13 protein-coding genes are annotated in these 13,807 nt (G+C 66.0%); 5 read left to right on the top strand and 8 right to left on the bottom strand.

What is annotated here, in order from left to right; translation table 11 throughout:
- Position 1: 1 nt before the first annotated feature.
- From AC1DOX_RS22325 to AC1DOX_RS22295, 7 genes are all read right to left on the bottom strand, one after another.
- The gene (locus AC1DOX_RS22325; RefSeq protein WP_441617436.1) at positions 2–1,384 is read right to left on the bottom strand and encodes an HlyD family secretion protein; all 1,383 of its coding nucleotides are present in this window, start codon (positions 1,382–1,384) and stop codon (positions 2–4) included.
- Positions 1,381–4,146, bottom strand: a complete 2,766-nt coding sequence (locus AC1DOX_RS22320; RefSeq protein WP_441617434.1) for an FHA domain-containing protein — start codon at positions 4,144–4,146, stop codon at positions 1,381–1,383. The genes AC1DOX_RS22325 and AC1DOX_RS22320 overlap by 4 nt, the downstream gene beginning before the upstream one ends.
- Before the next feature lie 198 nt (positions 4,147–4,344).
- Complete coding sequence (locus tag AC1DOX_RS22315; RefSeq protein WP_441617527.1) at positions 4,345–5,814, bottom strand: efflux transporter outer membrane subunit; 1,470 nt, start codon at positions 5,812–5,814, stop codon at positions 4,345–4,347.
- Positions 5,815–6,029: 215 nt separating this feature from the next.
- Positions 6,030–6,299: a hypothetical protein gene (locus tag AC1DOX_RS22310; protein ID WP_441617432.1), complete on the bottom strand. Its 270-nt coding sequence runs from the start codon at positions 6,297–6,299 to the stop codon at positions 6,030–6,032.
- A gap of 54 nt (positions 6,300–6,353) precedes the next feature.
- Positions 6,354–6,635, bottom strand: coding sequence for a hypothetical protein (locus AC1DOX_RS22305; RefSeq protein WP_441617430.1), 282 nt, complete (start codon positions 6,633–6,635; stop codon positions 6,354–6,356).
- Positions 6,636–6,980: 345 nt separating this feature from the next.
- Entirely contained in the window at positions 6,981–7,487 is a 507-nt protein-coding gene (locus AC1DOX_RS22300; RefSeq protein ID WP_092134674.1) for a DUF4399 domain-containing protein, read from the bottom strand.
- A 60-nt stretch (positions 7,488–7,547) separates the two neighbouring features.
- On the bottom strand, positions 7,548–7,973 hold the full coding sequence (locus tag AC1DOX_RS22295; RefSeq protein WP_092134676.1) for a DUF4399 domain-containing protein: 426 nt from the start codon (positions 7,971–7,973) through the stop codon (positions 7,548–7,550).
- A 283-nt stretch (positions 7,974–8,256) separates the two neighbouring features.
- Here AC1DOX_RS22295 and AC1DOX_RS22290 point away from each other — a divergent pair, with 283 nt between their 5' ends.
- A complete protein-coding gene (locus AC1DOX_RS22290; RefSeq protein WP_441617427.1) occupies positions 8,257–9,507 on the top strand; it encodes a formylglycine-generating enzyme family protein in 1,251 nt (416 codons plus the stop codon).
- A 29-nt stretch (positions 9,508–9,536) separates the two neighbouring features.
- Here the strand turns inward: AC1DOX_RS22290 and AC1DOX_RS22285 are convergent, their stop codons facing one another.
- Positions 9,537–11,708 (bottom strand): protein kinase domain-containing protein, encoded by a 2,172-nt coding sequence (locus AC1DOX_RS22285; RefSeq protein WP_441617422.1) that lies wholly within the window; start codon positions 11,706–11,708, stop codon positions 9,537–9,539.
- A gap of 367 nt (positions 11,709–12,075) precedes the next feature.
- On the opposite strand from AC1DOX_RS22285, the gene AC1DOX_RS22280 reads away from it, so the two are divergent.
- The 4 genes from AC1DOX_RS22280 to AC1DOX_RS22265 all read left to right on the top strand — a co-directional run bounded on the left by AC1DOX_RS22280 (position 12,076) and on the right by AC1DOX_RS22265 (position 13,385).
- Entirely contained in the window at positions 12,076–12,357 is a 282-nt protein-coding gene (locus tag AC1DOX_RS22280) for a hypothetical protein (RefSeq protein WP_092134680.1), read from the top strand.
- A 58-nt stretch (positions 12,358–12,415) separates the two neighbouring features.
- The gene (locus AC1DOX_RS22275) at positions 12,416–12,685 is read left to right on the top strand and encodes a hypothetical protein (protein ID WP_441617420.1); all 270 of its coding nucleotides are present in this window, start codon (positions 12,416–12,418) and stop codon (positions 12,683–12,685) included.
- A gap of 69 nt (positions 12,686–12,754) precedes the next feature.
- Complete coding sequence (locus AC1DOX_RS22270) at positions 12,755–13,027, top strand: hypothetical protein (protein WP_092134683.1); 273 nt, start codon at positions 12,755–12,757, stop codon at positions 13,025–13,027.
- Between the two features lie 139 nt (positions 13,028–13,166).
- Entirely contained in the window at positions 13,167–13,385 is a 219-nt protein-coding gene (locus tag AC1DOX_RS22265) for a hypothetical protein (RefSeq protein WP_092135429.1), read from the top strand.
- Positions 13,386–13,807 lie beyond the last annotated feature (422 nt).

Raw genomic sequence — 13,807 nt, 5'->3', positions numbered from 1 at the left:
GTTAGCCCGCGACCTGGCGGAACGGATCCAGCCCCAGGTCGATCAGGCGCCGCTCGCGCACCACAATTTCCGCCGTGGCAGTCATGCCGTAGCGCAGCGGGTACTTGTTGTTGGCCACGGCGTAGTAGTCCTGCGCCAGTCGCACGCGACCTTCGTAGACGGGCTGCTTGTCCGGCCCCGACGGCTTGGTGGCCGGCGAGATGTATTCGAGCGTCCCCGCGATCAGGCCGTATCGCTGGAACGGAAACGCGTTGAACTTGAGCTTGACGGGCAAGCCTTCGCGCAGGAACGCGCGATCACGCTCGGCGATCTCGATCCGCAGCATCGGCCGCGCATCCTTGGGGGCGATGCCGCCCAGCGGTGCGTTGGCCTGAACCTTGTCGCCGCGCTGCGTCGACGTGACGTCCGTGATCACACCCGACACCGGCGCGAGGATCAGCAGGAAGTTGTCCTTGTCGATGTTCTCGAACTTGATGCGTGCGGCGGCCTCTGCCACCAGCCGCGCGGTCTGCACCTGCAGCCGCAGCTTGTCTTCGGTGTTGCTGATCTCACGCATTGCCGCGTCATACTGGATCCGCAGGTTCGCCAGCTCCTGCCCGCTGCCCTCCAGTTGCGCGCTAGCCTGCGTGTATTCCTGCGATAGCCGCGCATCGAGTTCCGCCAGCCGCGATTGCGCGACGCGCAGGTTGTTCTCGGCCTCCTGCGTGGTGGCGCGTTTGGACTCCACCTGCGATTGCGACACGCCGCCGCCGGCCGGCAGCGCGAACAGCCGTGCGTAACGGTCCTGCTCCTGGCGGGCAAAGTCGCGCGCGCGGCGCGCGTTCTCGAGGTTGCTGCGCGCTTCCGCAAGCTGTGCACGCTGCTGCTCCGCCAGCCGCGTGGTGCCCTCGGCCATGCGGTTCTCGTGCTGGCGCGATGACAGCTCGATCTGCTGCTTGAGCGCCGCCGCCTTGCGCTCCATCAGCACCTTGCGCTCGGGAAACTGCTTCCACTCGCGCTCGGAGTCCTCCAGCTTCAGTTGCGCCTCCAGCGCGTTGGCGGCCGCCTCGATGGCGCCGCGCGCATTCAGGCGCGCCACGACGTCGTCCTTCGACACCGGCTGGCCCTCGGCGACATAGAGGTCGGCGAGTTCGCCATCGACGGGGGCATAGAAGCGACGCACCTCGGATTCGGGTGCCAGCGTGCCCTGCGCGCTGACGATGACATCGGCGTGCCCAAAGAACGACCAGATCAGCGCGCAGACCACCAGCGCGCATGTGGTGATGACCGTCAACATCGACAGCTTCCACGGCTCCGCGCTGAGGATGGAGATGCCCTCCGCGCTGTGATCCTCCAGCGCCTCGGTGAGCGGGCGCAGGCGGTTATCGCGGTTGTCGTCCTTCATCGCGCACCTCCCGATGCCGTCTGCGCCGGGGCGCTCGTGCCGCTGTCGCCAGCCTTGTTCGCGTCGACCTTGTTCGCGTCAGCCGTGCTGGTTGCATCGACCTTGGCTCGCTCTGCCTTGGTCGTATCAGCCTTGGTCGCTGCGTCCTTGCCAGCGCTGTCGCCGGTCCCACCGTCCTTCGACCCAAGCTCCTTGCTGCCCTCTCCAACCAGTGCGAGCTTGGCCTTGAGCACGGCCGGGTCGAGCACCATGCGCAGGTCGTTCAGCGAGCGGCGCTGCAGGTCGACCTCGGCCTGGATCTCGTCGCGCACCTTGCTCCACTGTGCCGAGTCTTCGGCCTTGAGTTGCGCGTAGATGCGCAACCCCTGCCGTGCGTCATCCTGCGCATCGGCCAGCAGCTTGGCCTGCGAGCGGAACTTGGCGGAGATGCCAGATTCCAGCCGCTGCTCGCCGGCAATCAGTCCGTTGTTGCGATACTGCCGCCAACTGGTGGCCGCACGATTGAGCAGCGCATTCGCGCGGCGCAGCGCCGCTTCGCGAATGCCGTTGACGTCAGCATCGACGGCTTTCACGTAGTAGGCGTCGGCCTCCGGATCCAGCGACGCGTAGAACGCCAGCAACTGGTCCTCATAGCCACTGCCGCCGCGCGCGGCCTTGACCGCGGCAAACTGCGCGGCCACCTGCTGCTTGTGGACGACGTCCTTTGCGACGTCGCTGGCCCACGGCCCGCTGGTGACCTGCCGCAGCGCGTCGATGGCGGCGGCGCTGTCGCCCTGGCCCCACGCCTTGGCCGCCAGCGCGTACTGCCGCTGCACATCGGCGTCCGGCAGCCGGCTCGCCAGCAGCTTCTGGTATTGCGCCTGGAACGGCGGCGTGACAAAGCTGGCCTTGCCCATCTGCGCGACCAGTGGCCCCGTGGCGCGGTCACGCAGCGCGCGGATGAGTCCCGTGTATTGCTTCAGATCGCTTTCCACACGATCGAGGCCGGCGAGCCGCGGATACTTGTCCTTGTAGTCGGCCAGCATCGACTGGAGGGCCTCGGGCTGGTCGCGCCCGAGTTCGGTGGCAATCGCCGCGTTCAGCCGGTCAATGGCGGCCAGGAAGACCGAATCGTCGTTCTGCAACTTGCGCAGGTAGCTCAGGGCCTCGGCGTAGGTATCGCGGAAGGCGGGCACGTAGTTGGCGATGCGGCCCAGCGCTCGCTGGTGCGATGCCGTATCGGCATCCCAGCGCGAGACCAGCGCGCGAATCTTGCCCTCGTCGGCGTACATCCGAATCGGCGCGKCGGCGCCGCCGCGCCCCACGACGAAGCGCTCCAGGTTGCCTACCCAGTCGAGTTCGTCGATCAGCCCGCGCCCGTCGGCGTTGTGGCGGCTATGCGCGCGCATGTCGGCCACCACCGCGTCCGCGCCGCTGAAGTCTTTCGCCTGCAGCCGGGCCGTCCACGGCGGCACGTAGGCGTGCATCAGCGCCTCCGTGCCGAGGGCCTGGTACTGCGCGCTGTCCGGGTGGCGGCTCAGGTAGTCGTCGGCGACGGCCGCGGCCCGCACGTACTGCCCTTCCTGCATCAGGTCCTTGAGCGTCCGGTCTGCCGCGCCGCGCCAGTACAGGTAGCCTCCGCCGACAGCCACCAGGATCGCGCCCACCGCAGCCCAGCGGCCCACGCGCTCCAGTTGCTTGCGGTCCTGGAGGCCGAAGCTGCGGGCCGCTTCCGACAGCAGCATGGCCACCTTGCCGCGTGGCGCCGGCTTGTGTGCGGCATGTTGCGCGGCGTCGGGCATTTCCTCCGGATTGACCTCGTCCTCCTGCGCGGCGCTGTAGTCCATGCAGAAGATATCGAGGAAGGAATCGGCCGCGCCGACGAACGTGGTCTTGTCGGCATCGCCGTCCGCCGGCAGCGCAGCCGGCGTGTCCATGCCGCCTGGGGCAACACCGGGGCCAGCGGATCCACCCGCGCCACCCACACCAGTTGCGCCGGCCGCGGTCTGCGGTGGCGATTCCGGCGGTGGCTCGAAGATCATTGACTTCGTCGCCGTGATATCGGCATCGGCCTCGCGCTCGATATCCACGCGATACACGAAGTGGCTGCCGCCTAGCGCGATCACATCGCCCGGCTCCAGCCGGATCGACTGGTCGTCCAGCTTCACGCCATTGACGAAGGTGCCGTTGGTGCTGCCAAGGTCTTCGATCCACGGCGCGCCGGCCTTGATGTAGATATGGGCATGGCGGCGCGACAGGTAGTTGACCTGGTGCGGATAGTCGTTCTTGTAGCGCGCAAAGGTATCGTCGGCCTTGCTGAAGAGAAACGGAAACCCGGTGACGATAACCGGTTGTAGCCCCAGGTCCTCGCGCACGGGCGCCAGCGTGACGGCCACGCGCGGCGCCTCCGGCGTCGGCGGGCGCGGATACAGCCGCACGCGATACGACAACGCCGCGCCAAAGCTGACCTCGTCACCATCGCGCAGCACGGCGGGCTGCTGCGCCACCGTGTCGCCGTTGACGCGCGTGCCGTTCTTGCTGCCCAGGTCCGCCACGTAGACCGCGCCATCCTCCGAGAAGATGCGCGCGTGGCGGCGCGAAAGTACCGAGATCGCCTCCGAGGGATACGCGACGAACGGGGCCTCGCCGCGACCGATGGCGAACAGGTCTTCGCCAATGCGGATCTCGCCCAGCTCGGGACGCGATACGGGCATCAGCAGGACGTCGAAGGCCTGACCCGCACTCACCGGCATTTCCATGATCAGGGCATCGTCGCGCGTCATGTTTCAACGGAACCAACAGTCGGGCCTGTGGCGCAGCGCAGTGTGTCGGTCTGCTGGCAGCCGACGAAGAGACGGCAGGTCACGGGTAAGAACATAGTAGGCCACGCATTACGGGAGTCAATCCGCTGCGCCGCAGCGTTGCGCAAACGCATGGCGCAGGCGGGTTTCAAGGTTGAAACGCTTTGGTCGCGAGAGCGCCTAAGGCGCCGCGTTCGCGCTGGTCTTGAGGCCGTAGCCGCCCGGTGCGTTGCGCACATCGGCCGACGGCCATCCGCCGCCCAGTGCCTTGTAAAGCGTGACGGTATCGGACAGGATTTGTTGGTGGACCGCCAACAACGCCAGTTGCGCCTGCAGCAGCGAACGCTCGGTCTCGAAGACCTCCAGCTGCGATGCAATGCCTTCCTTGGCCTGGGCCTCGATCTGGCTGGAGACCACGCGGAGCTGGTCCACCTGCTGCTGCAGCTCGATGCGCTGCTTCTTGTGTGCGTCCACGTTCACGAGCGAGCTTTCCACTTCCTCGAAAGCGGTCATCACGGTGCGGCCGTACTCGTTCTCGACCACGCCGATATTGGCCTCGGTGGTCTTCACGCGGGCCCGCACGTTGGGGTCCAGCATCGGCAGGTTGATGCTGGGCATGAAGCCGAACGTGAACGACTTGAGCAAATCGGACAGCGCGAAGCTGGCAGTGCCCCCGCGTGCGGTGAGGCTGACGCTGGGCAGTTGCGCCAGCCGGGCCTGGCCGACCAGGTTGTACGCAGCCAGCACGCGGTATTCGGCGGCCACGATGTCCGGGCGCCGCGCGAGCAGCTGCGACGGCAGCCCGGCCGGCACCACCGGCAGCTTCACGCGGTCCTGCAGCCGGCCCGGCGGCACCTTGAAGTCGCCCGCGGGCGCGCCGACGAGCGTGGCCAGTGCGTTCTCGCCCACGTCGCGAGAACGGCGCAACTCGATCAGGTCCTTGTTCAGGCGGTTGATTTCCGCCTGTTGCTGCATCACGCGGATCTGCGGCAGCAGACCATTGGCCAGCATTGCCTTGTAGGTCGTCAGGATCTGGTTGTTGCGTTCGATCGTGTGGCGCTGCTGCGCGATCTGCTCGTCGAGCTGCAGGATCGTGAAGTACGTGACGGAGACATCGGACACCAGCGAAAGGTAGCCGGCGCGCCAGTCGGCTTCCGTGGCGCGGAATTCCGCGGTCTGGGCCTGTACGCCTTTCTCCACCTTGCCCCAGATGTCGATATCCCAGTTGACCGTGCCGCCCAGGTTATAGGTGCGCGACACCGGCTGGCCGGTGGTCTTCGAGATGTCCACGCCGGCGCCGATGTCAAACACCGGCAGTGCGCCCGCCTTGGCCTCGGCAATCTGCGCGTTCGCCACGCGAATGCGCGCCGCCAGCACCTTGATGTCGTAGTTGCCGGACAACGCCCGGGCCACCAGTTGGTCGAGGTATGGGTCCTGGAAACCTTGCCACCAGTTGGGGACGATGGTTTCCGTGGGCGACACGCTCACCGATTCCTCACGCGACCACGACGCCTTGGCTGGCGTTTCTGGACGCTTGTACTCGGGTGGCCGGAAATCGGCGCAGCCGGCGAGCAGCGTGGCACATAGCGCAGCCCCCAGGGCCAGACGCGGGGTCAGGCGGCGGACGGCGATGGCAGGGAGGAAAGCGATCACGATGACATCCTGCTTGGAACGCCATCGGACCCTGACTGCAAGTCCCGGCGCTCGATCTGTATTGTGGTGCGCGGCGAAGCGAGCTCCAACCTCAAAATGCGCGAAGTCGAAGGATCAAAAAAAGCGCCGGGGCGGAGGTGTCCCGGCGCAAGCTCCCCGTGCGGTTTGAGGCGCCGCGCGCGGCGGCGCCCTACCGTTCTGAACCGGCGTTATCAGTAGATGTTGTTGTGTGCATCTTGCGACGTATGCACATCGTTCTTCATATGGTCCTGGAAGGCCGAACCATTGCCGAAGTAGCTGGCGACCTGCTGCATTTGCTGGTTGCTCTGGTTGATCGTGGTGGTCTTCTCGAACGACAGCTTCACCGGCGTGTAGATCGAGGTGTAGGGGGCGAAGAGGCCCAGGCCGCCGCGAACAGCGCGCAGGCCTTTGGCGTCGAGGGTTTCGGTCGAGGACAGGTCGATGATGGTCAGGGTGCTCATGGCAGTCTCCAGGGTGTGCGAAGTGGGGTGATCGTCGGTCAGGCGGTGCGCGGGTCAGGCGGCGTGGCCGTACACGTTGTTGGTGGCCGTTTGCGACGTGTGCACGTCGTTTTTCATGTGGTCCTGGAAGGCCGAGCCATTGCCGAAGTAGCTGGCGACCTCTTGCATTTGCTGGTTGCTCTGGTTGATCGTGGTGGTCTTGTCGAACGACAGCTTGAACGGGCTGTAGACCGAGGTGTACGGGGCGAAGAGGCCCAGGCCGCCGGTAACGGCGCTCATCTTCTTGGCGTCCAGGGTTTCGGCGGAGGTCAGGTCCTTGATGGTCAGCGTGGTCATTTCAATCTCCTTGAGAGGAAGGTCAGGCTTTGGTTGGTTGAGCATCGGGTTGGTGTCGCGCTCGGTTGGGATATCGCAGGGAGCGTGCCAGCGCCGGCCAGCGCGACGAAAAAAAGTCGCCAAGCCTTGTCGGACAAGGGGTTGCGGACGATGGCACGATGCCGCGCGCCGTACCGGGGTGGCATGGGCGGGCAGAGAGTGACGGGGGTTGGCCGACAGATGTCAGCGGGTGTGTTGGCGGCGCGGCGACACATGTCCATGCCGGGCGCCAGCTGGCAAAAACAGGCGAAAAAAAACGGCGCACATCGCTGCGCGCCGTGTCGGAGGTGGGCGGACCGCCCCGCCCTACCTCACATAGATCGTGATTTTCTTGGAATAGACCGGCGGATTCGTCGGCACGTGCTTCTCGTCGCCCATCAGCAGTTGCAACGTATGCTTGCCCGGCGCCAGTTCAATCGTGGTCTCGGTCTCCCCGGCGCCGAAGTGCAGGTGATTGCGATCGTTGGGGATCTCTTTGTCCATCGGCGGCAGGTCCACGTCGATCAGCAAGTGATGGTGGCCCGTGTTCGGATACCTGACGTCCTTGGGCGCCACGCCCATGTTGCGCAGCCCGAACCAGACCTTGACCGGCTTGCCGGCCGGCAACGTCTGATTGTTGTTTGGATAGCCGATATAGAGATAGGCGTTCTTCGGCGCCGGCGTGGGTCCGCTTGCAGCGGCGGGAGCTGCGGCGGGCGCGGCGGGTGCGGCGGCGGGCGCGGAAGCATCCGCGGCCCAGGCTGTGCCAGCAAGCCCCGCAGCCAGCGCGCTGGCTGCAAGCAGGGTGACGACGGCGGTGACGGACTTGGTCATGGCTTCTCTCCCCTACGCGCGACGAACTCCCGAACGAGCGCGGAACGTGCGCAATGTGCGTCAGCGCACGGTGATCGTGATCTTCTTGGAGTAGATGGGCGGATCGAACGGCACGTGCTTGCTGTCACCCAGCAACAACTGCAGCGTGTGCTTGCCCGGCGGCAGCTCGATGCGCGCGTCCGTCTCGCCCGCGCCAAAGTGCAGGTGGTTGCGATCGTTGGGGATCTCCTTATCCATCGCCGGCAGGTCCACATCGATCAGCAAGTGATGGTGGCCGCAGTTGGGACGTTCGATACCCTTCGGGCAAACGCCCATGCCTTTCAGCCCCATGCGCACCCAGAGCTTGCCGCCTTCGATGACGGTGCCGTCCGCGGGCCAGATGATGTAGACCTCGGCGTTCTTTGGGGCGGGTGTGGGATTGGCCAGGGTGGCGTACGCGGCCACGGACATGGCCGCCAGCGCGCGGAGCAAGGATCGTCTGGACATACGCGGCTCCTCCCGGAGAACTGTCCACGCGCTCCCTTCCCGTGCGGGACGGCAAGCGAGGTGAGCAGGCAGCGGTTCTTGATTGGTGTTGTCTGTCGTGCAATGCGCTCGGCGATGTGTCCTCAAGCGTAGGTCGGAAGCCTGGAAAAAGCGAACCCGGCACGACGCCACCACGGGTTGCGGAGACCTTTCACGCCACACGTGCTGTGCTATCTTGGAACGAGCCGGTACCGCGTCACGGCAACTCCACACCGCGCGTTGCGCCGAACCCAGGGGCCTGAATATGTGGCGGAAACTCCTCGTCGTGTCATTGGTCGGGATTGGAGCGCTGCAAGCGGGGGCCGTGCTCGTCGGCGCCCGCCCCCTCGGTGCCTGCTTCCTCGGCACCTGCTTCATTGCACCGGCCGCCGCCGGCATCCTGCCCAAGAACAGCGACGAGCAATATGAGTTGTCGTTCTGGGATTCCATCAAGAACAGCAATTACGCGAGCGACTACGAGGCCTATCTGAAGGCCTACCCCAACGGCCGCTTCGCGGCGCTGGCCAAGGCACGTATCGAGCGCATCCGCGCCGCTGGCCCCGCCACGCCGGCGGCCCCGGCCGCAAAGCCCGAGCCGAAGGCGGAGTCGAAGCCGGCGCCCGCTCCCACCCAGCCACCTCCCGCTGCACGCACAACGCCCCCGCCAAGTGCTCCGGCACCCGCGCCGGCCCAGCCACGTTCGCGCACGGGCGGTCCCATCGCGCAGGGCACCGTCACGTATCCCACCGAAGGCAAGGAGGCCGCCAGCAACGGCGGCGCGAAGCCGTCCGAGGTCAAGGGTGGCGAGATCCGGGACTGCCCGGCGTGCCCCGTGCTGATCAGCCTGAATCCGGGCAGTTTCACGATGGGCAGCGCCACGAGCGATCCCGCCGAGCGGCCTCCGCATCGCGTCAACATCCCCCAGTCGTTTGCGATCGGCAAATACGAAGTGACGAACGAGCAATGGAATGCCTGCGCCGACGCCAACGCCTGCCCACGCATCGGCACCAATCCGGCGGACGCGAAGAACGCACCGGTGCGTGACGTGAGCTGGGACGACGCGCAGCAGTACCTGGCATGGTTGTCCAAGACCACCGGCAAGACCTACCGGCTGCCGAGCGAAGCCGAGTGGGAATACGCGGCGCGCGGCGGCACGGCGTCGGCGTATTGGTGGGGCGACCAGATGCGCAAGGGCAACGCCAACTGCAAGGACTGTGGCGACCCGTGGAGCGACGCCGCGCCGGCCAACGTGGGATCGTTCGCGGCCAATCCCTATGGGCTCCATGACATGAATGGCAGCGTCTGGGAATGGGTGGCCGATTGCTGGCACAGCTCGTACAAGAACGCACCGGTCGACGGCCGCGTCTGGGACGAAGCCGCCTGCACCGCGCGCGTGATTCGCGGGGGGTCATGGCGCGAAGGCGCGAACTACATGGTGTCTTCCACGCGCTTCAAATACAGCACGAGCGTGCGGCAATCGCAGAACGGCTTCCGCGTGGCACGGGACATGAAGTAGAAAGAAGCAGGAACGAAGACGCGCGCCAGCTAGCGCGCCCGGGTCGAGATCTGCACGAGGTCCGCGCTGATGCGGTCCTGGCCGTACTTGCCAGCCATCTGCGCCAGCGGCCGCTCCAGCGCGCGCAGGTATTCCTGGCGTGTCTCAAATTCCGGCCGGCGCGCCTCGAACAACGGCGCCGGCGTGGTCAGCAGGACCACCAGTTCCGTGCCGAATGGCTTGGACACCACCCAGTCGCCGCTGTCGCCGATCGTCGCGCTATAGCCGGCGGGGGCCTGGTTGCCCTGGATGCGCTTGCTGGGAACCAGGTGCGCCACCTTGCCGTCCACGACGAAGTAATCGACATAGACGTAGGAATCGTGCGCCGGCGTGGTGAGGTCCAGCACCAGGGGCGTACCCTCGGTGAGCTGGGTGCCATTGCCGCGCGTGCGCAGCACGGCTGTGCCTGGCTTGTGGCCCGACCAGTACGGCGCGACCGCCTTCACCACGTCGCATTTGTCGGCGCTGAGCGGCTGGGCATCGAACTTCAATGACTTCACGCCGGGGATGGCGGCAAGGCGGTCGCGCAGCGTCTGCGCGCCGGCTTCCGAGACATAGCCGCTGACCTGCAAGGCATTGCCATCGACGTTCGCCGTCAGCAACGAGCATGGCGCGGCGGCCAGCACCGGCGCAACCGCCTGCAGCGTCAGCTTCGGCTCGGGCTTCGGTTCCGGTTTGGCTTCGGCCTTGGCTTCCACTTTCGGCGCGGGCTTCGCCTCCGGCCCGGATTCGGGCCCCGCTTCGGGCTTCGACCCCGCCACGCTTCCCGGCGAGGCCGCGCTCTCAGGCGCGCTTGCCTGCGTGGCCTCCCTTGGCGTTTCGCCCAGGTGCCAGACGTAATAGCCCAGCCCCGCCACGATGGCCGCCCCGGCCGCGACACCGCCCAGCACCATCGGCAGCTTCGACGTACCGTGCTGTGGCTCGGCGCCGAGCCCCTCGAGGAACTTCGTCACCGTGGGGGTGCGCGTGGCGCGGTCCAGCGACAGCGCCTGCCGCAGCGTCTTCCACTGGACGCGGTTGAGCGACTTAGGCGGCGCCGGCTTCAGGTTCGATGCGCGCGCCTGGTTGGCGGACAAGCGGTCGTACGGATGCCGGCCCGTCATCAGTTCGTAGGTGACGCAAGCCAGCGCATAGATATCGTCACGCGGATCGGGCTCGCGGTGCTCGAACATTTCCGGGCTCGCATAGGCGGGCGTCATGCCGCCCAGCGATCCCGGATCGAACACGGTCTGGTCGGCGTCGTCGGTCGGTTGCACGAAGCCGCGCGCGATACCGAAGTCGATCACCTTCACTTCGCCGCGATCGGTCAGGAAGACGTTGGCCGGCTTGAAGTCGCAATGGACAAAGCCGCGCTCGTGCGCATAGGCCAGCGCGCGGCCCATGCCGAGGATGATCGGCATCGCCTTGGCGTAGGGCATGCCGGTGAAGTCCGGCGCGCGCAGCACGCGGCTCAGCGGCTTGCCGGACAGGTATTCCATGGTCAGGAAGACCGTGGGGCCGTCGCGATCGAAGTCGTACACCGTGACGATATTCCGGTGCGCCAGCTGCTGCGCCTTGCGCGCTTCGCGCTGCAACGCCATCAGGGACTTCGGGTGCGCGCTGAACTGCAGATTGAGCACCTTGATCGCGATATAGGGCTTGCGGTCGGATGCCTCCAGCTTGCGCAGGTCGAGCGCCTTGTAGACCGTGCCCATGCCGCCCACACCCAGGCATTCCTCCAGCACGAAGCGGCCATTGAGCGTGTCGCCAACCCCCTTGGTGGGCCCCGATGCGATGTATCCGCCCGTGATGCTGCTACCTGTATTGGCGCCACCGGTATTGCTGCCCGTATTGCCACCGATCGTGTTGCCGCCACCGGGCGGGCGATAGGTCGGCGATGCGGGCGCGGACGGTCCGCTGCGGTCAGCCGGATCGGCCTCCACGCGGGTTTCCTCGCCGATGGGATCGAACTGTGTGGCCACGCGGGATTCGATGCGCCGCATTACCTCGGCATAGACGCCGGGTGGCAGCGGGAACCGCGTGTGCTCTTCACTGAGCACGCGGGCCAGCTGGCTGGAATGCGTATGGTCTTCCTGCAGGGCCATATCGACCGACGCAAGGAATTCGTCACGCGAGAGGCCCCCGCGCTGGAAGTTGCGTATCAGGTCGGTCAGGCTAGACATCAGATGCAATCCCGACGAGTGGTTGCGGACCGGGCGAAACCGTTGCGTCACGAACCATCGCCCACGATGGATACTAGTGCGCACTCAGGCCATTCGCAAACCCCGACTCACCCGGGTGGTTGCCTGGCCACCAACACCCACCGCCAATCTGTTGGCGACAGCCCGTCAGTCCCGCCCCACTTGGCATGGCGCGCACCGCCTCCGCCCCTCTCCTTTCTACCCGCCAGCCCAATCCCGACAAGGCTTTGCGACTCTTTTTCGTCGCGCTGGCCGGCGCTGGCACGCTCCCTGCGATATCTCAACCGAGCGCGACACCAACCCGATGCTCAACCAACCAAAGCCTGACCTTCCTCTCAAGGAGATTGAAATGACCACGCTGACCATCAAGGACCTGACCTCCGCCGAAACCCTGGACGCCAAGAAGATGAGCGCCGTTACCGGCGGCCTCGGCCTCTTCGCACCCTACACCTCGGTCTACAGCCCCGTGAAGCTGTCGTTCGACAAGACCACGACGATCAACCAGAGCAACCAGCAAATGCAGCAAGTCGCCAGCTACTTCGGCAATGGTTCGGCCTTCCAGGACCACATGAAGAACGACGTGCATACGTCGCAAACGGCCACCAACAACGTGTACGGCCACGCCGCCTGACCCGCGCACAGCCCGCCTGACCGACGATCACCCTACTTCGCACACCCTGGAGACTGCCATGAGCACCCTGACCATCATCGACCTGTCCTCGACCGAAACCCTCGACGCCAAAGGCCTGCGCGCTGTTCGCGGCGGCCTGGGCCTCTTCGCCCCCTACACCTCGGTCTACAGCCCCGTGAAGCTGTCGTTCGAGAAGACCACCACGATCAACCAGAGCAACCAGCAAATGCAGCAGGTCGCCAGCTACTTCGGCAATGGTTCGGCCTTCCAGGACCACATGAAGAACGACGTGCATACGTCCCAGACGGCCACGAACAACATCTACTGATACGGCAACACGGGGGCGCCACCACCCGGCGCCCCGCCGATACCCAGCATCGAACCCAAGGAGTCCACCATGTCATCGATCATCGTCCGCGACCTTGCCGCCAGCAAGGACCTCGACCGCAAATCCCTGTGCGCCATCCGCGGCGGCACAGACTGGCTGAACAAGGTTGCCAACGTCGGCCCGCTGGCCAACGTCAACATCAACATCAATCAGAGCGTCCAGCAGTTCCAGCAAGTCAACGTGGCCGCGCTCAACAACAACACGCTGATTGGCGCCGACCTCGGCCACGTCAAGATCGGCGTGAACCCCTCGCAATGGGGCGGCAACTGGGCGGCGGCCTGACCGGCCGGCGTCCGGGGGCGGTCCCGCCACAATCGCGGGACCGCTCGCCTATACTGAATCGGGCCCGCGCCTGCCCCGGCGCTGCCCGGCCGGCCCCTAGCAGGACCGCCACGGCAAGGCCCGCATGCTGGAGAACGCCATGGCAGTGATCGTCATCAAGGATTTGTCGGAGAACGTCGACCTCGACCGCGAGGCCATGACCGCCATCACAGGCGGCGCACGTACTTCCGGCAGTCAGCATGGATTCGCACGCCGACGCGCGCAGCTCGCGCGCCTCATCCAGTATCCGGGGGGTATTCCCGGCGAGCCACAGGTTGCAGGGCAGGAACGGGTGAGCGGCAAGCTGCCGCGCAAATGACCGCGCGGCATAGGCCTGCCGACCAATAGAAAAGAAAAGCCCGCCAAGCAATTGGCGGGCTTTGGTTGCGGACGGGCCCGGACCTCCTGGGTCAGCGTCGCCGGCGAATTCCGGTCATTCCTGTGCCAAGCACGCTTCCCATGATTCCGCCCATGACGCGGACGCCCATCCGGACCACCCGGATAGTCGGAGGAAACCTGGCAGTGGCATCAATGACCGCAATGCCGGGGGCGAGCGGCAAGCGAACCTTGCCGTAGGCAGATCATCGGATTCGTAGGTGTCCGCCCCATGCGGGCATGCAATGCTCGCGCTCTGAGTATAGGCAGGGAGCCCCCGCTTTCAAGACGCCCCGCGCCGCCCGACAATCGGAAAATGCCTGAAATTGCCCGGAAAGCGGCGTGGTTGACACATTCGCTTACTTT

Source organism: Cupriavidus sp. 01L415, from assembly GCF_056400065.1.
Note: the sequence above shows the minus strand (reverse complement) of the source record. Positions and strands in the feature narration are given on the sequence as shown.